This is a genomic window from Haloferax namakaokahaiae, assembly GCF_042663225.1.
Classification (GTDB): domain Archaea; phylum Halobacteriota; class Halobacteria; order Halobacteriales; family Haloferacaceae; genus Haloferax; species Haloferax namakaokahaiae.
In genome coordinates this window covers 249,755-269,835 of the sequence record NZ_JBHTAA010000001.1, presented here as the reverse complement: position 1 = coordinate 269,835, position 20,081 = coordinate 249,755, and the positions used below count along the sequence as shown (strand labels likewise).

17 protein-coding genes are annotated in these 20,081 nt (G+C 62.8%); 6 read left to right on the top strand and 11 right to left on the bottom strand.

The window, feature by feature from the left end; all coding sequences use genetic code 11:
• Positions 1-6: 6 nt before the first annotated feature.
• A complete protein-coding gene (locus tag ACFQJC_RS01465) occupies positions 7-2,115 on the bottom strand; it encodes a S9 family peptidase (RefSeq protein WP_390221471.1) in 2,109 nt (702 codons plus the stop codon).
• Between the two features lie 131 nt (positions 2,116-2,246).
• On the opposite strand from ACFQJC_RS01465, the gene ilvD reads away from it, so the two are divergent.
• The gene (ilvD, locus tag ACFQJC_RS01460) at positions 2,247-3,995 is read left to right on the top strand and encodes a dihydroxy-acid dehydratase (protein ID WP_390221470.1); all 1,749 of its coding nucleotides are present in this window, start codon (positions 2,247-2,249) and stop codon (positions 3,993-3,995) included.
• Between the two features lie 314 nt (positions 3,996-4,309).
• Here ilvD and ACFQJC_RS01455 read toward each other — a convergent pair whose 3' ends face one another.
• Positions 4,310-5,269: a D-2-hydroxyacid dehydrogenase gene (locus ACFQJC_RS01455; RefSeq protein ID WP_390222320.1), complete on the bottom strand. Its 960-nt coding sequence runs from the start codon at positions 5,267-5,269 to the stop codon at positions 4,310-4,312.
• Between the two features lie 376 nt (positions 5,270-5,645).
• Here ACFQJC_RS01455 and ACFQJC_RS01450 point away from each other — a divergent pair, with 376 nt between their 5' ends.
• Positions 5,646-7,109, top strand: coding sequence for an NAD(P)/FAD-dependent oxidoreductase (locus tag ACFQJC_RS01450; RefSeq protein ID WP_390221469.1), 1,464 nt, complete (start codon positions 5,646-5,648; stop codon positions 7,107-7,109).
• Positions 7,110-7,422: 313 nt separating this feature from the next.
• Here the strand turns inward: ACFQJC_RS01450 and ACFQJC_RS01445 are convergent, their stop codons facing one another.
• The gene (locus ACFQJC_RS01445; RefSeq protein WP_390221468.1) at positions 7,423-7,827 is read right to left on the bottom strand and encodes a VOC family protein; all 405 of its coding nucleotides are present in this window, start codon (positions 7,825-7,827) and stop codon (positions 7,423-7,425) included.
• A gap of 128 nt (positions 7,828-7,955) precedes the next feature.
• On the opposite strand from ACFQJC_RS01445, the gene ACFQJC_RS01440 reads away from it, so the two are divergent.
• Positions 7,956-8,582, top strand: a complete 627-nt coding sequence (locus ACFQJC_RS01440) for a TetR/AcrR family transcriptional regulator (protein ID WP_390221467.1) — start codon at positions 7,956-7,958, stop codon at positions 8,580-8,582.
• Positions 8,583-8,780: 198 nt separating this feature from the next.
• Positions 8,781-9,212, top strand: coding sequence for a universal stress protein (locus ACFQJC_RS01435; RefSeq protein ID WP_390221466.1), 432 nt, complete (start codon positions 8,781-8,783; stop codon positions 9,210-9,212).
• Here the strand turns inward: ACFQJC_RS01435 and ACFQJC_RS01430 are convergent, their stop codons facing one another.
• Positions 9,213-10,418, bottom strand: a complete 1,206-nt coding sequence (locus tag ACFQJC_RS01430) for an inorganic phosphate transporter (protein WP_390221465.1) — start codon at positions 10,416-10,418, stop codon at positions 9,213-9,215. It lies immediately after the preceding gene.
• Entirely contained in the window at positions 10,415-11,287 is an 873-nt protein-coding gene (locus tag ACFQJC_RS01425; protein ID WP_390221464.1) for a universal stress protein, read from the bottom strand. The genes ACFQJC_RS01430 and ACFQJC_RS01425 overlap by 4 nt, the downstream gene beginning before the upstream one ends.
• 181 nt (positions 11,288-11,468) lie before the next feature.
• Here ACFQJC_RS01425 and ACFQJC_RS01420 point away from each other — a divergent pair, with 181 nt between their 5' ends.
• Entirely contained in the window at positions 11,469-13,154 is a 1,686-nt protein-coding gene (locus tag ACFQJC_RS01420) for a potassium channel family protein (RefSeq protein WP_390221463.1), read from the top strand.
• Positions 13,155-13,174: 20 nt separating this feature from the next.
• Here the strand turns inward: ACFQJC_RS01420 and ACFQJC_RS01415 are convergent, their stop codons facing one another.
• The 3 genes from ACFQJC_RS01415 to ACFQJC_RS01405 all read right to left on the bottom strand — a co-directional run bounded on the left by ACFQJC_RS01415 (position 13,175) and on the right by ACFQJC_RS01405 (position 16,347).
• Entirely contained in the window at positions 13,175-14,767 is a 1,593-nt protein-coding gene (locus ACFQJC_RS01415) for a lipopolysaccharide biosynthesis protein (RefSeq protein WP_390221462.1), read from the bottom strand.
• A gap of 147 nt (positions 14,768-14,914) precedes the next feature.
• Entirely contained in the window at positions 14,915-15,202 is a 288-nt protein-coding gene (locus tag ACFQJC_RS01410; protein WP_390221461.1) for a HalOD1 output domain-containing protein, read from the bottom strand.
• A gap of 506 nt (positions 15,203-15,708) precedes the next feature.
• Positions 15,709-16,347: a helix-turn-helix domain-containing protein gene (locus tag ACFQJC_RS01405; protein ID WP_390221460.1), complete on the bottom strand. Its 639-nt coding sequence runs from the start codon at positions 16,345-16,347 to the stop codon at positions 15,709-15,711.
• A 251-nt stretch (positions 16,348-16,598) separates the two neighbouring features.
• Here ACFQJC_RS01405 and ACFQJC_RS01400 point away from each other — a divergent pair, with 251 nt between their 5' ends.
• Positions 16,599-17,159, top strand: coding sequence for an NAD(P)/FAD-dependent oxidoreductase (locus ACFQJC_RS01400; RefSeq protein WP_390221459.1), 561 nt, complete (start codon positions 16,599-16,601; stop codon positions 17,157-17,159).
• Positions 17,160-17,201: 42 nt separating this feature from the next.
• Here ACFQJC_RS01400 and ACFQJC_RS01395 read toward each other — a convergent pair whose 3' ends face one another.
• The 3 genes from ACFQJC_RS01395 to tenA all read right to left on the bottom strand — a co-directional run bounded on the left by ACFQJC_RS01395 (position 17,202) and on the right by tenA (position 20,035).
• Positions 17,202-18,494 carry an NRAMP family divalent metal transporter gene (locus ACFQJC_RS01395; protein ID WP_390222319.1) on the bottom strand — a complete coding sequence of 431 codons (1,293 nt, stop codon included), beginning with the start codon at positions 18,492-18,494 and terminating at the stop codon, positions 17,202-17,204.
• A gap of 192 nt (positions 18,495-18,686) precedes the next feature.
• Complete coding sequence (locus ACFQJC_RS01390; protein ID WP_390221458.1) at positions 18,687-19,373, bottom strand: TenA family protein; 687 nt, start codon at positions 19,371-19,373, stop codon at positions 18,687-18,689.
• Positions 19,370-20,035: a thiaminase II gene (gene tenA / locus ACFQJC_RS01385; RefSeq protein ID WP_390221457.1), complete on the bottom strand. Its 666-nt coding sequence runs from the start codon at positions 20,033-20,035 to the stop codon at positions 19,370-19,372. Before tenA ends, ACFQJC_RS01390 begins: the two co-directional genes overlap by 4 nt.
• Between the last annotated feature and the right edge of the window lie 46 nt (positions 20,036-20,081).

The following is a 20,081-nucleotide window of genomic DNA, read 5'->3' as shown; positions in this document are numbered from 1 at the left end:
GTTCGGTTACTCCTCTACTGAATCGTGTGACTCGAACCACTCGGTGAGCGCCGCCAAGCGGTGTTTCGCTCGCTCGGGCGCGCCGATGTCGTGGTGCTCGTTCGGATAGACGACGAGTTTCGACTCGACGCCCGCACGCGAGGCGCTGACGTACAACTGCTCGGCCTGTGATGGCGGGCAGCGCCAGTCCTCGCCACCGGCGGTGATGAGCAGCGGCGTCGAAATCTCGTCTACGTCCTGAATCGTGGAGATGGCGCGGTAGCCGTCTGGGTTCTCCCACGGGTAGCCGAAGTCGTTCACGTACCACTGGTGCATATCGGCGGTCCCGAAGTTCGAATAGAAGTCGTAGATGCCGTGTTCTGGCGCGGCCGCGGCGAACATATCGGTTCGCGTCACGACGTGGAGGGTGTTGATACCCCCCTGCGAGAATCCGCTGACGAACAGTCGGTCTGGGTCGGCCCACCCACGCGAGACGAGCGCTTCGACCCCCGAGATGATGTCGTCTGCTTCGCGCGGACCCCACTGCCCGCGGATGGTCTCGGTGAACGCCTGCCCGTAGGAGATGCTCCCGCGGTAGTTGACGTTGCAGACGACGTAGCCCTTCCCGGTCCAGTAGGCGTAGTCGAAACTGAACTTCGGCGCGTCGTACCACATCGGCCCGCCGTGGATGTGGACGATGGTCGGCCGTGGTTCGGGGTCGGCGGAGTCGAAGTCCGCCGGTAGGTGGACGATTGCCTCTATCTCGTCGCCGTCGGAGTTCTCGAAGGTGACGCGCTCGCACGATGGGAGCGCCGCATCGGAGAGGAGCGCCTCGTTCAACTCGGTGAGGCGGGTCGGGTCGCAGTCGGTGTCGTTCTCGGACGTGTCGTCACGGAGTTTGGCCGTCTCGGCGGCGAACAGGTCCATCCCTTCGCTCGGATGACTCAGGAGGGCGACTGTCGTTTTCCCCATCGCATCGAAATCGAGCAGGTCGCGGCCGTCGGTCTGCGCCTCGAACACTCGAACGGGGTCGTCTGCCCCGGCGTCGAGGGCGACGAGACGCGCTTGGCCGCCGTCGGTGACCTGTGCGAACAGCGTGTCCTCGTCGGTCCAGACGGGCGGCCAGAGCGTCGTCCGGTCGAGCGAGTGCGAGACAGAGCGAACCTCGGTGTTCTCGTCCGTGTCGCCTGCGCCCGCTGCGACGTACACCTCGGTCGGTGCGCAGGCGTTCGTCGCATCGCCCGCCGTGAACGCGACTCTGTCACCCGTGGGACTCCACCGTGGTCCCCCGGCCGCAAGCGTGCCGTCGGTCAGCCGCTCACGCTCGGAGCCATCCGGAGCGATGGTGTAGAGGTCTTGAACGTACGTCTCGTCGGGGTCGTCGCCGAAGTAGGAGACGAACGCGATTCGGTCGCTTGGCCCCCACGCGGGTTGTGGCCCGAACTGTGCCGCCCGCGCACCACGAGCGTACGCGTCGTCCAATCGCGTTGCTTCTCTCGTCTCGACATCGACGACGAACAGGTAGGTTCGCACGTCGTCTTGCCATCCTTGCCCGTTCACCTTGTGCTGGATGCGAGTCAGCTCTATCGGGCCGTCGTCTCTGCGGGCGTCGAGATACTCTCGTTGCTCGTCGGTCGGGTCGCGCGCGGCGACGACGAGTCGCTCGCCTCGCGGTCCCCAATCGAAGTCGGAGACGCCTTCGTCGAACTCGGTGACCTGGCGGGCGTCCCCGCCGAGTGCGAGGTCGAACAGCCAGACCTGTGGCTTCGGTTCGTCGTCCGAGTTTGAGTCGGTCTCGTCGTCTTCGCCCTCTCCGTCGTCGTTACCGTCCGCGTCGTCGTCGGTCTCGTCGCCGCTCGACTGAACGGCGAGTTCGATATCTTCCTCGCGGGTAGCGATGAAGGCCAGACGGTTGCCACCGGGACTCCACGCTGGGTTTCCGGCGCTCGAAACGCGGGAGAGGCGGTGCGGGTCGCGCGAGCCGTCGGTGGGGACGACGAACAGCGAGTTCCGGCGTTCGTCCGCACCCGTGTCGAATTCGGAGACGACGAACGCGGCGCGAGACCCGTCCGGCGAGAGCGCGACGGAGCGGGGCGTACGGAGGTCGAAGAGGGATTCGAGGTCCAACGATTCCATACTGAACGCCCTCACAGCGCGGGCTTCACTCTTTTCCCGGTCGATTCGGACTATAACCGTTCCAACCCAACCGAACTGCAACGTCTGCCCAGTCGCGGTCATTTAAGTACGCGCACACGTTCGAGAGAGGTATGAGCCAGCAGTCCCCACGCGAAGAGGACGACGACGTGTTCTCCAGCGGGAAGGACCCGAACCTCCGCAGTTCGGAGGTCACAGAAGGACCGGACCGAGCGCCACACCGCGCGATGTTCCGCGCGATGGGCTTCGACGACACAGACTTCTCGTCGCCGATGGTCGGCGTGGCGAACCCCGCCGCGGACATCACGCCGTGTAACGTCCACCTCGACGACGTTGCGCAGGCCGCCATCGAGGGCGTCGAAGACGCCGGCGGCATGCCGATCGAGTTCGGCACCATCACCATCTCCGATGCGATTTCGATGGGTACAGAGGGCATGAAGGCCTCGCTCATCTCGCGCGAAGTCATCGCCGACTCCGTCGAACTCGTCTCCTTCGGCGAGCGAATGGACGCACTGGTGACCGTCGCCGGGTGCGACAAGAACCTCCCCGGCATGATGATGGCCTCCATCCGCACGGACCTGCCCTCCGTCTTCCTCTACGGTGGGTCAATCATGCCCGGCCAGCACGAAGGCCGCGAAGTCACGGTCCAGAACGTCTTCGAGGGCGTCGGTACCTACGCCGAGGGCGACATGACCGCCGACGAACTCGACTCCCTCGAACGCCACGCCTGCCCCGGTGCAGGGTCCTGCGGCGGGATGTTCACCGCCAACACGATGGCGTCGATTTCGGAAGCACTCGGCATGGCACCGCTCGGGTCGTGTTCGGCTCCGGCCGAGTCCGACGCTCGCTACGACGTCGCCCGCCGCGCCGGCGAGGCCGTCCTCCAGTGCGTCGAAAACGACCTGCGTCCCTCCGACGTGCTCTCGAAGAAATCGTTCGAGAACGCCATCGCGCTCCAAGTCGCTATCGGCGGTTCGACGAACGCCGTGCTCCACCTGCTCGCGCTCGCCGCCGAGGCGGGCGTGGACCTCGACATCGAGGAGTTCGACGAAATCTCGCGTCGGACGCCCAAAATCGCCAACCTCCAACCCGGCGGCACGCGCGTCATGAACGACCTCCACGAAGTCGGCGGCGTGCCGGTCGTCATCCGTCGCCTGCTCGACGCCGGTCTGTTCCACGGCGACGCCATGACCGTCACCGGCCGCACCATCGAAGAGGAACTCGCCCAACTGGACCTGCCGGACGACGACGAAATCGAGGCGGACTTCCTCTACACCGTCGAGGAACCGTATCAGGCCGAGGGCGCAATCAAGATTCTCACCGGCAACCTCGCGCCCGACGGGTCGGTCCTCAAGGTCACCGGCGACGACGCGTTCCATCACTCCGGCCCGGCACGCGTCTTCGAGAGCGAAGAGGAGGCGATGCGCTACGTGCAGGAAGGCCACATCGAATCGGGGGACGTCATCGTCATCCGCAACGAGGGACCACGTGGCGGTCCCGGGATGCGCGAGATGCTCGGCGTGACGGCCGCAGTTGTGGGCCAAGGCCACGAAGACGACGTTGCGCTCCTCACCGACGGTCGGTTCTCCGGTGCGACCCGCGGGCCGATGGTCGGCCACGTCGCGCCCGAAGCGGTCGAAGGCGGCCCAATCGCCCTCGTCGAGGACGGCGACGAGATTACCGTGGACATTCCGAACCGCGAACTCTCGGTGGACCTCTCGGACGACGAACTCGCCGAGCGAAAAGACGAGTGGGAACCTGCACCGCCGGCCTACACGTCCGGTGTGCTGGCGAAGTACGCCCGCGACTTCGGGTCGGCCGCGAACGGCGCGGTGACGAATCCGGCCGTGAAGCGGGACTAATCGCGGCGGTTTCGTTCGCTCTCAGAGCGGTTCACGAAGGCCGCGGCACGTCGCCACGGTATCGCGGGAAATCCGTTGAATACCAACCCCGCCGCACTCGCAAGTAGCACTGTTTGTACCGGGTCGGAGAGCGTTTGAGATAGTTCTCCCAACGAGAGCAGAGCAAGCACTCCGAACCCCGCGACGAACGCAAAAATGCGGCTCCACTGCCACTCGGAGAAGTCCATTGACTCACCGAGGAGAGTCAACTAATTGAAACTACCGAGGGAGAAAAGCGAGGGTGAAATCTGAGAGACCTTCGTCGCTGCCGGCGCTTACGCCACTCGGTTTCGGAAGTCTTCCTCGCCCTCGTCGAGTTTGTGGACGTTTTCGGCGATGATGTCGGCCATGCGTTCCCAGTACTTCGGCGTGTGGCCCGAGTTGTGGGGCGTGATGAGCACGTTCTCGAAGTTCCAGAGGTCGTGGTCCGACGGGAGCGGTTCGGGGTCGGTCACGTCGAGTGCGGCCCCGCGGATGCCGTTGTTTCGGAGGGTCGCAAGGAGGGCGTCGGTATCGACGACCGGCCCGCGACCGATGTTGATGAGGACGGTATCGGGTTCCATCGACTTGAACGCGTTCGCGTCGATGAAATTCCGAGTGGTGTCGGTCAGCGGGCAGGCGACGACGATGTAGTCGGAGCGGGCGAACGCGTCGTGGACGCCCTGTTCGTCGTCGAAGCCGACGACTTCGTCCGTCGGGCCGCCCTTCTCGGGCGTGTAGCGAACGCCGATGGTTTCGACACCGAAGGGTTCGAGGCGCTCGGCGATGGCGCGACCAATCGCGCCGAGTCCGATGATGGAGACGGTGGAGCCTTCGAGTTCGAACGTCTGATAGGATTGCCAGTGGCTCTCGCGCTGCTGGCGCTCGGCGACGTGGAATCGTCGCGTGAAGTAGAGGATGCTCCCGACGACCTGTTCGGCGATGTTCGGCCCGTGGACGCCGGAGGCGTTCGTGACGGCGATTTCCTTCGACTCGAACGCTTCGATGGGGAGGTGTCCGGTGCCGGCGAAGACGCAGGCGAAGAGGTCGAGGTCCGCCGCGGTTTCGATGACGTCTTCGGGAATCGTGAAACCGGTTGCGACCTGTGCGCTCGCCAGCAACTCGCGTTCTTCTTCGGGCGTCCGAGCGAGTGCCACCGTGCGTTCTGGGAGGCGCTTGCGGAGTTCTTCGGCGTACGCTTCTGCTGAAAGGCCGTGTATCTTCTGTCGCAGGACGACGATGTCTGGCTCGCTCATACTCGATTGTTCGCTAATTGCGTGATGAATCTGTTCGATTTCGTTCGACTGTGAGAGTGCGGGTGACGAGGAGGGTTCGTGGGACGTGTCTCTTCGAAGAGCGGTTCGGCCCCGTGAGATGAGCCGTGTCACTTCGACCGCATCGACCGACGCATCGACGACGAATCGGGAACCGTCGTCGCCGAGTTTCCACGCGACGGGGGCATACCCCTGCGGGGCGGCACCGCTCTCGACGAAGACGAAATCGCCAGTCTCGTCCCGAAAGACGACCGGCTCTCGATTTCGCTCGGAGTCGTCGATGCTCATTTCCTCTGAAATCTGGCGAGATGTTTGATAAACCTCCGCCCCCGGTTATCAACAACGGTATCGGGGCTACATGTGTCGTATAACGCACCACACAGACCTCCCGAAACGGTTCAGGGGGTTTAATAGACGCCCAGAGACCTGTACCGGTATGGAACGCGTAGACGTCGCCATCGTGGGCGGTGGCCCGGCGGGCACGTCGGCGGCACACGCCGCTGCATCGGCCGGTGCCTCCGTCGTCGTCCTCGAAAAGGGCGTCCCTCGTGCGGACCGACAGGGTCTCGGTCCGGATTCGACGGACGCCGCTGGCATCCTCGACTACTGGGTCGATATCATGGGCATCCACCCGGACGAGTTCCCGGATGGCGTCCTCCTCGACCACCTCGACCGCGCCGAGTTCATCGGCCCGACCGAATCTGTCACCCTCCGCAGTACGGGCATCGACTCGTCGTACGACGAATTCGGGTACACTTTCCACCGTGCGAAGTTCGACGACTGGATGCGGAGTCGCGCCGAGGAGGCGGGTGCCGAGTACCGCCTCAAAGCCTCCGTCCGCGACGTGGAGACGGACCTCGACGCCGCAGGGAGTGACCCCCGACACGTCGTCAGCCTCGCACGGGGCGACAACATCGGCGCGGACTTCCTCGTCCTCGCAGACGGTCCCCAGCGCACGGTGACGAACAAGGTCCTCGACGAGTACCTCCCCTTCCCGATTACCGACCGCCTCGCTGCGCCCAAGGTCAACCACATCGCCTATCAGGAACACCGCGAGTTCCCGCCCGAACTGTTCGACGAAGTGGACGGTGCAATCAAGTTCTGGTGGGGCTACATGCCCGGCCACACGGCCTACCCGTGGATTTTCCCGAACGACAACAACGTCTGCCGCGTCGGCCTGACGATGCCCATCGGGATGGACATCGACGAGGTCGAAGACCGCGACGACTACAAACTCCTCCGTCCCGAGGACGAGCGCATCCCGCAGGGTCGTGAGTACATCCGCCGCTTGCTCGAACAGGAGTACGGCGACGAGTACGACATCGACGAAGACTTCCCGCTCGTCGAGGACCGCGGGAAGACCAAGGGCACCGAAACCTACTCTATCTCTTCGACGCGCCCGATCGACTCTCCCGTGCAGGCCGGCATCGCCGTCACCGGCGGTGCGATGGGTTCGACCTCCGCATTCCACGAAGGCGGCGACCACGTCGCCGTCCGAACCGGCGCAATCGCGGGCGAACTCGCCGCCGCCGGCGACCTCTCCGAGTACAACGAACGCTGGAAAGACGCCATCGGCGACGAGATTCTCCGCAACGTGGCGATGGCCGAAATCGTCCACGACTACACGCCCAAGCAGTGGGACAAGACGTTCAAAGCGGCCCGCAAACTGCTGGCCGACGACGAGGGCTACAAGGCGTTCACCGCGAGCAAGTTCACCGCCGGATTCAGCGCGGCGAAACTCGCCACGCAGTACCAGAAGACGAAACTCAAGTACCGTAACGGGAAGTACGTCCAACTGACCGAAGACGAGTACGAGTTGTAACCGGCACGACGGATTTTCCCACGCGACTCGGTCGGAACTCGTTTTATCCTCCACGCACTAGAGTCGGTGCGCACCTCAAATCCCCGTCCGAGTACTCCCACTTCGGGAGCGATGACAGCACGGAGAACCCGGGTGTGCGATATCTACTGGCCGGTGAACACCGGTGTACTTCGGAACGTCCGCGCCCGAAAGACGGACCGCCTGGCACGAGGGTTTCCCGGTTGACGCGGCACGCCGCCAAGGGATGAGACCGGCCGTTAGTGTCCTGGGCGACATTTCCAAATCCAGAAATAGAGTAGCTATCGCTTCGAAGTCAGGCCGAATTCGGCGCAACCGACTCTTGAATGACTATGTCGTTTCCGTCCTGATCGAACGCGACTGCCTGAATCCCCCACGGCATCTGCTCTGGTTCCCCTTGGAACGTTACTCCCTTCTCGGTCAGGTTTTCGTAGGTCTCCCGGCAGTCATCCACCTCGTAGATGAGACCGATATCGTTCCCGATTACGGTGGCTAACTCTTCGCTTTTTTCGCTGAACGCATCCGGAGTCATCAGTACGAGGTCGGCACTTTCGCCACCCGCCGGAGCGACAGACAGAAACCGGCCGTGTGGACCATCGAAATCTCTGGTGATTTCGAATCCAAGTTTATCTCTATAGAACGCCAGTGCTTCTTCTTGGTCCGTTACGATTCGCGTCACCATCGATAGTTTTTGAAACATCTTCTTTCTCCATGACCGCTTTTAGCCAAGCGGCTAAATCAGAATTCGGCTTTCGTTTCATAAGCCTTCCGGTGGTCCACGTCCCACAAATATGCAGATTGAATTGTCTATGGCGAGTATCGCCTCCTATGCCGGAACCGGGCGATGAGTTTTGGGAACAGTTCGAAACCCACGAGATGATTATGGAAGCGACAGTGTGGGTACTCGCAGAGGATGGGTATGATGGACTCACGCTCAGAAAAGTAGCCGAACGGGCTGGCAAGAACCGGGGGCTCGTCCACTACTACTTCGATTCCAAGAAAGACCTCCTCCGGTCACTCTTGGATCACATTTTCGACGGGACGAAACGCCTGCTGGAAATTGACGACGAAGACGAACCGAGCGACAAACTCTGGTCAGTACTGGAATTCCACGCGTACGGCCCCGGTGGAGTAGATGAAAACGGTCGCCATTACTACATCGCAATCAACCAACTTCAAGCACTGGCGGTCCACGACTCCGACCTTCGAGCGCGATTCACTCGAAACCGCGAATATCTGGTCGCGTTGACTGCTGGAATTTTGGAAGAAGGCATCGATGATGGCACGTATCGGCAGTTCGACCCAACAGACGCTGCCGTGTTCCTCCTCGGTGCTATCGAAGGTGCGCGCACCCAGGACCTCTCACTCGATATCGAGACGGCACGAGAGACGTGCTTGGAAATGGTCGCCCAGTTCGAATCGAACGTACTCAGAGCATCCACACACCCGGAATAATTCCAGTGTCTGGTTCTTGAATTAGCTGATTGACGCACCAGCGTCGTTTTCCATTAGTAGATTCTCGCCCGGTAGTGTCCTGGGCGACATTTCAGAGACGCTCTTAGACTATTCCGAGATTGTGCAGACCCCGAAGCAGTATCGTCGCGCACCGCGAGCACCGTCGGTATACTTGTGTTTCGGCCGCCGAGAGTGCGTATGGATCCATCTCACGTCCTCGTCCCACTGGACGGGTCGCCGCTCGCAGACGACGCGTTAGCACACGCACTCGCCACGTTCGACTGTCCGGTAACGGTGTTGAACGTGGTGACGCCCCTCGATGGCACGATGAGTGAAGGGGGGATACTCGGCGTCGGCGACTCACGGGAGGCAGCCGCTCACGAACGGGCCGAAACCCTCGTCGCAGACGCGAAACGACGGGTAGCGGAGACGGGCCACAGCGTCGATACCACGGTCGAAGCGGGCGACCCAGCGGAGACTATCCTCGCGTACGTCGATGCGCACGAGATTGACCACATCGTCATGGGTGGACACGAAGGAGACCGGAACGCGCTCAGCCGTCGGCTCCTCGGGACTGTCGCTTCGACCGTCGTTGGGAAGTCCTCCGTGCCGGTGACGGTCATCAAGTGATCACGCCCCGAGAACCGCGGCGAAGAGCCGGTAGAGTTCGAATCCAATCAGTATCGACATACCCAGAGTGAGGACCCAAAAGCCCAGCGTGAAGCCGATTTTTCGACGTGAGACGCCCGCGGAGCCACCAGCGAGCCCGCCACCGATTACGCCGGAGATGATGATGTTGTTGAACGATATCGGGATGCCGAGGGTGATGGCGAGTTGTGCGATGATGAACCCGGGCACTAACGCGGCGATAGAGCGTCGAATGCCGAGCTGTGCGTACTCGCGGGACGTCGCTTGGAGCAGACGCGGTGCACCCATCCACGCTCCGCTGAGGATGCCAGCCGCCCCGAGTGCCAGTAGCGCAATCGCCGGCAGGCCCAGTTCGGCCCGGTAGATGTTCTCCAGCGGCCCGGTCGCCAGTCCCACCTGACTTCCGCCGCTCGAGAACGCGACGACGCTTCCGAGCACGATGAGGAACGTCTTGACCCCCTTGTCGATGGACGCTTGGGTTCGCCGTCGGATGAGCCGAAAGCTCACGGCGGCGAAGAGCAGCGTCACGACGACGGTGGCGATGTCGATGCCTGCGACGGTCAGGGCCGGGAGGGTTCCCGAGACGAACCCGGCTACCGACTCCTGTGCTGCGCCGGTCGGGGAGGGGATGATACCCAACTGGATGTTTGCGACGATGCCACCGACGATACTCGCCAACAGGGGAATCGCCACCGTCTCCGGAATGTCGTCACGCCGCAACAGCTTGGCGGTGAGATACGCCAGCCCGCCGGATACGGGCGGTACGAGTGCCCAGAACGTCACGATGCGCCGATACGTATCGAACGCCGGGTCGCCACCGAGCGACAGCCCGACGCCGATCATCGCACCCGTGGTCGCAAATGCGGCCGGAACCGGGTACCCGGTGTAGATACCGAACCCCATGAAGGCGGTGGCGGTCAGGAGTCCGGTGATGGCCGCCAACGAGGTGAACGCGACACCATCGATGAGTCCCGACCCGACGGTCTCGGAGATACTGCCTCCCTGCGTGAGTGCGCCAAGTGCGGCGAGGATGCCGATGAGGAAGGCCGCACGCATCGTCGAGACGGCGTTCGCGCCGATTGCAGGGGCGAACGGCGGCGAGTTACTGTTCGCACCGAGCGTCCACGCCGTGGCGAAGCTGGTGACGGTTGCGAGCCCGACGAGTACCCAGAACACGGCCACCGTCATCGTCGGAGCAATCGACCGAGGCTGTGAAGCGGGCCACCGACTACGTCGCCGTTTCGAGCGAGGATTACCGTCCGGTCAGTTCGATTGACGACCCGTCGAGGGACCGACCCGACGAGTTTCCGCCGGAGGTGACCCCGCCGGGTTGCTCCCATCACGACCACGTCGTGGGCGGCCGCCTCATCGACGATGGCGTCGGTCACGTCGTCGCTCTCCCGAACCGTCGTCTCGACCGGGACGTCGGGGACGTCCACGTCGGCCAGCGCCTCGCGCCCCTCGGCGACGAATGCCGCGGCGTCGCCGGATGTCTCGACCGAAAACACGACCACGCGGGCGTCGTTCCGGGCTGCGATAGCGATCGCCGCCCGAGCGGCGGTCTCGACGTGCGGGCCACCCGCCACCGGGAGGAGGACGGAATCGACGCCGTTCGCTTCGTGGCCGACCCGCTCGACGTACAAGTCGCAGGGTGCACGCTCGACGAGCGCGTCGATGGTCGTCCCGAAGACGGCGTCGGTTCGTCGTTTCTGCGCGCGCCAGCCGACGACGAGCGCGGTTGGGTCGGTCTCCTCGACCGCCGCGAGCAATCCCCTCGCGGCCGACCGCGCGACGAGTACGTCGCGTTCGATGGTGACACCCGTTGGTGTGGTCGCCCGGTCGAGCAGTTCGTGGCTGTTGTCGGCGAACTCCCGGACGATAGTCTCGTCGGTGAACACACTAAACGGGGAGTCTGACCGCTTTACTGCGACGGTCACGAGCCGCACGGTGCCCGCCCCGAGGTCGGCGAGGTCGCCAGCGGTGCGCACCAACTGCTGGACGTCATCCAAGCTCTCGATTCCGACAAGGACGGGCCTGTCAGACCTCGGGTGATGCATCACACAAGTTTCTCCCCGTCGAAGCAAAAGCGTTCGCGCCCGCGCAGTGCGAATCCAAAGCCGTGACCAATTCGTTGCGTTCGGATAACACTCGGTTCTACGACCACGCTCGAACCTTTCTCGGTGCCCCCGATGGGCACGTACTGTTTTCTCGGTCTCCGTACTACTATCGTATTCGAACATGTTCTCTCTCCCCGAGTCGGTTCGCCGGTTCGAACCAAGCCGTCGAATCAGACACGTCATCTACTACCTCACCGGACTCGTGTTGCTCGTACTCCTGTACACGCTCGCGTACAACTACACGCTGGCACGACTCGAAGGCGTCGAACAGTCGATTTTCGCCTCGTTCGAGTTCGTCATCCAGACGATGACCACCACGGGGTACGGTCAAGATTCGGACATCTGGAGCCATCCGCTGATGTTTCTGTTCGTCGCCTTGATTCAGATCTCCGGCATCGCAATCGGCTTTTTCACGCTCCGTCTCATCATCATCCCGCTCTTTACCGGTGCTGAGGTCAACCTCGACGACCGGCTCAGTCCGAAATCCGACCACGTCGTCATCTGCGAATACCGCCGGGACTCTGCGATTCTCCTCGACGAACTCCGCGAACTCGGCATCGAATACGTGCTTATCTCCTCTTCACGGGAGGACGCCGAGTCGCTCTCGAACCGCGGCTACGCCGCTATCCACGGCTCTCCGCAGGCGGCATCGACCTTCGAGCGAGCCAGCATCGACACTGCGCGGGCGGTCATCACGGACGCCGGCGACGCGAACGTGAACACGATACTCACCGTGCGAGGGGTGCGGCCGGATATCGACGTCATCGCGCTGACCGACGACAGCGAGATGGAGGGGATACTGCGCACCGTCGGCGCGAATACCGTGTTGTCACCGCACGGCGTCTTGGGACACCGCCTCGCAGAGAAAGCCATCGCCTCGTTCAGTTCCGAGTTGCGAGACACCATCGAACTCGGCGGTGACACGAAACTGATGGAACTCCCCGTCTCCAACTCGAGCAAACTCGTCGGGCGCAGCATCCGAGAGACCAAGGTCAGAGAGCGAACCGGAGCCAACATCGTCGGTGCGTGGCTCGATGGCGAGTTGCAACTGCCCCCCAGTCCGGACGCGGTCATCCGCCCGAACACCGTCCTGTTAGTGTCGGGTGAAGAGGCCGCACTCAAGCAACTGAGCGAGTTCACGCGGCCACCCCGGTCGTTCACCGAACACGAGCGCTTCGTCCTCGTCGGGGTGGGAGAAGTGGGGCAAGCCGCCAAGGAGGTCATCGAAGAGTCGGGTGGTGAAGTCGTCGCCATCGACACCGAAGACCGACAAGGCGTCGATATCGTCGGTGACGGGGGGTCCCGGGAGGTTTTGCTCGCCGCAGGAGTAGAGAGCGCTGGTGCCATCATCATCGGTGTCCCGGACGACTCGGTTGCGCTCTTGACGACCGTGCTGGCACAATCACTCAATCCCGACATAGAGGTCCTCGTCCGCGTCGGAGACGCAGAGGCCACTCAGAAAGCGTTCACCGCCGGGGCCGACTACGTCCTGTCGGTCCCGCGGGTGAGCGCGAGGATGGTCGCAAAAGAACTTCGAGGCGAGGACGTGCTCGCGCCGGCGAGTCAGATTCGCCTCGTTCGCGTTCCGGCCACGCCGTTTTCGGGGGTGAAGCTCGAAAACTCCCGCATCTACGAACAAACCGGCTGTCGCGTCATCGCCATCGAGAACGGAGACGGGCAAACGGTTTCGATAGACCCGCAGTGGCGATTCTCCGGAGACGAACGGATAACCATCGTCGGGGGTGACGAGGCGGTACAGAAGTTCCTCAAACGGTTCGATGTCTCCCCGTCGGATGTGCCCCGATAACCGGAGGCAAGCAACAGTTCCTACCCGTCCTGCGACCGATTGGAGCGCCGCTCGTCGATGGCCGCTGATACCGTTCGACGGTACCGGGCGGCGAGCGCCGTCACCACGAGTCGGTCGCGGTCGTTGACGCCGAGGACGACGAGGGTCCCGACGTAAGTGACAGCGCCCACAACGAGTCCAAAAAGGACTCCCCCGACCCCCGCCAGCACCTCGCGGGCGAAGAGCATGACGACGACCGTCGCGGTGCCGGCCCCGAGCGGTTTGAGAAACGTCGCGTCGAAGGGCCACAGTCCCTCGAAGTGACGCAGGAGAAAGACCTGGATGGTGTTTTGGACGGCGATGGCGATGGCCGTGCCGAGTGCCGCACCGGGCAGGCCGAACGCTTCGACGAACGCGAACGTGAGCACCGTGTTCAGGACGGCCAGCAACCAGTCCAGACCCATTCGGGCGTACTGGTGGTCGGTCATCATGAGTAACCAGCCGGTCGCACCGACGGCGCTCCCGACCAGCACACCGCCGAGATATATCACGAGCGGAACGTAGCCGGCCGTGAAGTTGGGGCCGAAGACGGACAGAACCTCCCGTCCGTAGACGACCAGCACGGCGAGAATCGGAACGACGCACGTGACGATGAGACGAGTCACCGCCGTGTACACCGCGTTGAGCGTCGTCATCTCGCCGTCGGCGTACAACCCCGATGCGACCGGTGGGAGGAGCATATTGAACGAGAGCAGGGGAATCCACGCCAGCGTCACGAGGACGAGCACGACGTTGTAGACGCCGGCCGCACTCGCGGTCAGCAAGAAACCGACGAGCATCACGTCCACGCGGTTCTGGAACACTTTGCCGAGGCTGCTCAGGGCGATGGGTCCCGAGTGGTTGTAGAACCGTCGAGCCTCCGAGCGGACGCCGCGGAAGACGGGCCGGATACCACTCGCCGAGACGACCATCGGGAACCCCACGACGACGAGCACGGCCATCCCAAGGACGAACGCGCCGGCGACGCCGACCGCCGAGTAGCCGAGCGCTATCGCGCCGACCGCGCCTGCCAGCTTGACGGCCGGACGGAGGACGCGATTGAACAGGACCTCGCCGCGGGCCGACTGAACCGCTCTGAAGACGCCTGCGTGGATATTGACAATCCCGACGAGGACGATGAGGGCCGCAAATAACTGAATCGTCGGCGGGAAATCGGGATGAGAGACCGTCGCATCGTTGAGCCAGCCACTGGCGAGAATCACTCCGCCACCGAGTCCGATGCCGACGACGAGCGTCGTCAGGTACGCCAACCCCACGACTCGGCCCTGTCTGTCCGGGTCGTCACTGTACGCGGAGAGATAGCGCTGGAGCGTCGCAATCGACCCGACGTTCACGAGTCGGAACAACAGTTGGGTGATTCGCCACGCGAACGCGTAGACGCCGTAGACGACCGGTCCGAGTCCCTGCGCGAGTGCGTACTCGGTCGCCGTCGTCAGCGCTTGTTGGAGGGACTGGCCACCGGAGGTGACGACCGCACCGTGTCCAATCGTCAGCAGTGCCTCGCGTTCGTCTTCGGGGATTTCGTCGTCGGATGTCTCAGTGGCCACTGTCGCGTCTTTCCGGGTTGGTTGCATCGAAGATAAGTCGCTTGATTCTCCTCGTCGGTGGCCGCGGTCGTCAGCCGGCAGTTCGCCGACGTCGGAGAGAAGTCGAAACAAGTCTGTCGGGCGCTCGCGTTCTAAGCGACAGTTCGTCCGCTCTGCGGCGAATCTCTGGGAGAGTTATTCACCATGAGAACGAGGGATAAGCCAGATACGCCCACCGCTCCGCACGTGAACGTCGAACCCTGCGTAGTGAATCGTGAGACTGCACAGACCATTTTGACACGCCGAATCGAGAGAATCCAGCGCGTCGGGGTCGATGACGTCGTACATCGGTGGCAGTTCTGTCGGAGGGGTGTTTTTCGCCACCGCGACACAGCGAAGTATCTGTTCGAGTAACGTCTCTTCGTCGTCGTGGGCGGGGCGGCGTTCGGTTAAGATTGCATACGAGTTTAGTTTCCGAGTCATCGCTTATCCTTGGTTCCTTGGTGGTTCGACAACACGGCGTTTCGACCGCGTTGACAGACCGGTTTTCGGCGGGTCTTCCCGAGAGAACCGCCGCGCGTAGCGCGTTGGATAGTTCACGTCGTTCGTGCCTCTACTCGAAGGCTCGACGAACTGTTCGTGCGTTCGTCCGTCGAAGCGTTCGAGTCCGCTCTATCCCCAGTCGGCGACCCTTGCTGATTCGAACGCTTCACGTTCGATAGTTGCCCCGACTTGCATCTGCGTGCTGTAACCGTCGTTGATGGGTGTTTTATTCGGGTGCCGCGAGCAATCGTCGTCCGCATTCGTCGGCCAACGAGACGAGTACCGTGTTCGACCGTAATCAGGTCGGTAGTCGGTGCCAACGGCGGCTTGGACTTCCTTCACCCGTTCAAGAATAGACGGGATTCGGGCATGAGTGCTTCCTTCGGTACTAAAGGTGTATATATACTCATCTCGTGATTCACCGCCTCCGAATTTTTACCAGAACGTCATCTCTTGACCATCGTCGAGTAGATGAGCGACGAGATACCTCGTCGGAGTCGCTGAGAGTACGCACTATCACTTATCCCGTACACACCTGCGAGTTCGGACAACGACGTACCACGCGGAACGTCGAAGTACCCTCGTTCGTACGCCGTGAGGATTGCCTCGTGTTGCTCAGCGGTCATCGCGTTTCCTTCGGTCGGAAAGTGGGGGTTGTAGATTCGCCGCAGAATAATCGGAATCTCCTTTTCGGTACACGAGTCCCGAAATCGCTTCAACTCGTCGTGACTCGGGAACTGAAGGCGAAAGTCCCAGCCCTCACCGATGCTCTCGCCTTCGAGGAGCCGGGCGTTCGTCTCTACCATACTCTGGATGAGTCCGTTCACGTCTGCACTCCAGCGCACCTCGAACAGTTGACGTTTTCCGTCCTCGGTCAAGTATCGAACCTCCTCGGTGAGGGGAGACTGTTCGAGAATCGAAATGACTTCGTTTCTCTTTCCGTTGGAAGTCCAAAACAGCGGAATGATCGAATCTTGCAGTGGGACGATGCGCTCCAGTTCGACGTGAATCTGTGGGAGTTCTTCGAGTAAGCGGCCGAGTTCGAAGTCGTCAGCGCGGACCGTGATATCGACGATAGGAATCATGATCGAATACGTAGGGGGAGGGGCGAGTCGAGTCGCTCGACCTACATTCGTCCATTCGATGTCAAAGTACTAATATATGTACTCGATACAGAATGTGTGTTCGAACAAAATTGAATCAATCTGACACGCCGGCAGGACACGATTCCATCTGGTCCCACATTCTCCCTCATTTTCATAACGAACGTACAGTTCTCCCCACGGTTTTACCGCTTGGTAAACCCCTTACTTCACAGAGTCTCGTATACCCGAATATGGTAGACGTAGCAGTTGTCGGCGGCGGCCCCGCCGGACTGAGCGCAGCGATGTACGCCGCGAAGAACGACCTCGAAACCGTCGTCTTCGACACCGACGAGTCGTGGATGCACAAGGCCCACCTGTTCAACTATCCGGCCGTCCGAAGCATCAGCGGCGACGAGTTCCTGCAGATTGCACGCGGCCAGAGTCGTGACCGCGGTGCCGAACTCGTCGATGAAGCAGTCACGTCGGTCGAGCAGTCGGACGACGGCTTCGTCGTCACCGCGGACGGCGAGGAGTACGACGCGGACTACGTCGTCCTCGCCACGGGCGGCAACCGCGACCTCGCCGAAGACCTCGGCTGTGCGTTCACCGACGAGGACGTCGTGGACGTGACCGTCGATATGGAGACCTCTGTCGAGAACGTCTACGCGACGGGTGCGATGGGTCGCGCCGAGAAGTGGCAGGCAGTCATCGCCGCCGGCGACGGTGCGGCGGCCGTCCTCGACATCCTCTCGAAGGAGAAAGGCGAGTACTACCACGACTTCGACATACCGTCGGACGTGCCCGAACTGTAAGCCGGAAGTCGATTTCGGCAGTCCCGTCTCTGACTTTTCGGGCTACGCCGTCGAAGCCGTCCCGACGGTCTCCCGAGCGAACTTCCCGAGCAGTGCGAGCGTCGCCGCGCCGAGTCCGACCGCGAAGACCACGACGAATATCGACAGTGGATTTCCGAAGTCGGCGAGCGCGTTGGTCCGGACGAAATTCGCCCCGAGAATCGTCGTGATGGCGAGCAAGACGATGCCACCGAGGTTGGCGAGCGTCGAGTTCGACTCGCTCACGGCGTCGCTGTTGAGGAGGTAGAGGACGACGGCGATGGCGAAGGGCGTGCCGACCAGACCGAACGCGAGCACCAACACGAGCAGCGGGAAGAACGCGCCGCCGACGAAGGCGCCCAAGCCGGAGAGCAACGCGAAGGCGGCCAAGAGGGCGCGGTACCGGGTATCGGAAACGTCCGTCCCCCAGCCGAGTTTGTCGGCCAGAAGGTACGGCGGAACGATGGTGTTGCCGCCGAGCGTCGAGACGGCCGCGCCCCACAGGCCGAGGAGGAAGAGCCACTGCGCGTTCGACCCGACGAGGGGACCGAGTGCCTGCGCGGCCGCGACGGCGGTGAGTTCGCCCGCGGCAACGTCCGGCGAGTGGAGGACGCTGGCCGCGACGAGGAAGATAGCGAGGCTGTAGACGCCGAACGCGACGAGCATCGACGTGCCCACGTCGAACGTCGCCAGTCCGTACTCGCGCGAGGTCCACTCTCTGGCTCCCATCGTGTAGGAGTGCATCGTAATCAGCGTGATGTGGACGGCACCGCCGAGGATGCCCGCGGCGACGAGCGCGCCATCGACGCCCGCGGGAATCTGCGGGACGAGTCCGGCGGCGGCCTCTACGGGCGCAATCGGAACGAGCGTCAGCGAGGCGACGAACGCGACGACGACGCCCGTGACGAGAACCTTCGCCAGGAGTTCGAGGAATCGATAGCCACGGCCCGCGAGGCCGACTGCGAGGACGACGGCCCAGACGACTCCCCACACGCGAGCATCGACGTTCGTGACCGTCGCGCTAACGTCCGCGAGACCTTTCATAATCACCAACTGTGCCAGCCCCGCCGCCAAGACCGCATCGACGACGAGTATCCAGGCCCACGACTCGCCGAGGTGGCGCTCGACGACGGTGACGATACCTTCCTCGGTCAAGAGCCCGAGGCGCATCGAGAGGTACTGCGCGGCCGCCCCGAGAACGGCCGAGAGCAGGACGACCCAGAGCAACGTGTAGCCGAACGTCGCACCCGCGGTGATGACGCTCGCCATCGTCGCCGGGCCGACGGCTATCGCGCCGGCGACCCACGACGGTCCCATCTCCGAGAGATAGCCCCGCCAACTCCCATCCGTTACGGCCGAAACACCGTGTCTCGTTTCGCGTTGTCCCATACGTGCCCTTTCTCACCCCACGGTATAAATCTAACACTTGGTGATACCACTGATGAATAATGCTCGTTGGGGGGTGCTACCGGCGGCGAGTCGGGGTTTCACGCCACATTGGCGGCAGCGTCACTCGTAGACGGAATCGAAGAACGCGACTTCGAGCGCGACAGTTCGGGTAAAGAGGCGGTCGATACGCCGCTGTCGGCGTTCGCTCACCGACGGCCCGTACGTGTCGAGTTCGTCCCGAAGGAACGAGACGAAATCTTCGAACGCCGGGTTGTCGTGCAGTTCGACCCACTCGCGGTAGCGGGGTTCGTCCGGCATCCCCGTCGGCTCCGTCGCCCAGGTCAGATAGACCCACTCGGCCGGCAACAGGACGGCGAGCGTCTCTTCGTACTCGCCTTCGAAGGCGGCCCGGAGGAGGAGGTCCTCGAACGTCTCGGTTACGGCTGTCTTCACCGGGTCAGTCCGGTCCGAGGCGGGAACGCCGAGCGCGTCGAACGACCGTTCGAAGTAGTCGTTCTCCTCGTCGGTCAACGTCCCGAGGAAGTCGGTCAGCGTTCTTTTCGCCTGCATCGTCGGTGCCTGCCCGACGGCGTAGCCGAACGCGCTCGTGAGGGTCTCGACGAAGGCGTAGTCCTGTACGAGATAGCGCCGAAACGCCGGGTCGCTGAGCGTGCCGCCGGTCAGTTCACGCACGAACCGATGTTCGGTGGCCGCCGTCCAGTCGGGTCGTGCTCGCTCCCGAAGCCAGTCGGTGAACCGCGCGTCCGAGTGCTCTGCGGCGTACTCGTCGAACGTCTCGGCGGTCATACGTTCCACCCCTCCTGTCGCCACGCGGCGTCCCAGAACCGGTACTCGTAGCGCGCCGACGTTTCGAACAGGTCTCGGTAGCGCTCGCGCTCGGTGTCGGTCGAGTCCGCGGCGACCTCGTTCATGAGCGTCTTACACCAGTCGGTGAGTTCGCTGAACTCGTCACCGGCGTACATCTCGATCCACTGGGCGTACCGGTCGTCTTCGGGCATCCCCCGCTCGGCGAGTCGCAGTCCCGTCTCGTTGAATCCCCACATACAGGGTAACAGCACGGCGACGATGTCGCCGAAGCTCCCGAGTGTCGCGGTGCGAAGGAGGAAGTCCGTGTACGCGCGCGTCGTCGGCGACGGCCGAGTCGCTTCCAGTTCGGCGGGCGTGATTCCGAACTCGTCGGCGTAGGAGCGATGGAGGTCCATCTCGACGTTGACCGTCGAATCGAGCAGTTCGGCGAACGTCCCCATCTCGCCGAGCGAGGGTGCCTTCGCGGCACCGAGCGCGAAGACGCGACTGTACTCGACGAGGTAGACGTAGTCCTGTCGAACCCAGTAGCGAAACGGCGCTTCGTCGAGTGTCCCTTCCCCGAGTTCGCGGACCATCGGGTGGTCGAGAATCGCCTCCCAGATGTCCTCCGCGTCCGCTCGAACGTCGTCTGTGAATGCCATACTGGTGAGACGGGCGTCGGGTCGAAAAGTGTTATGAGCCAGTTGT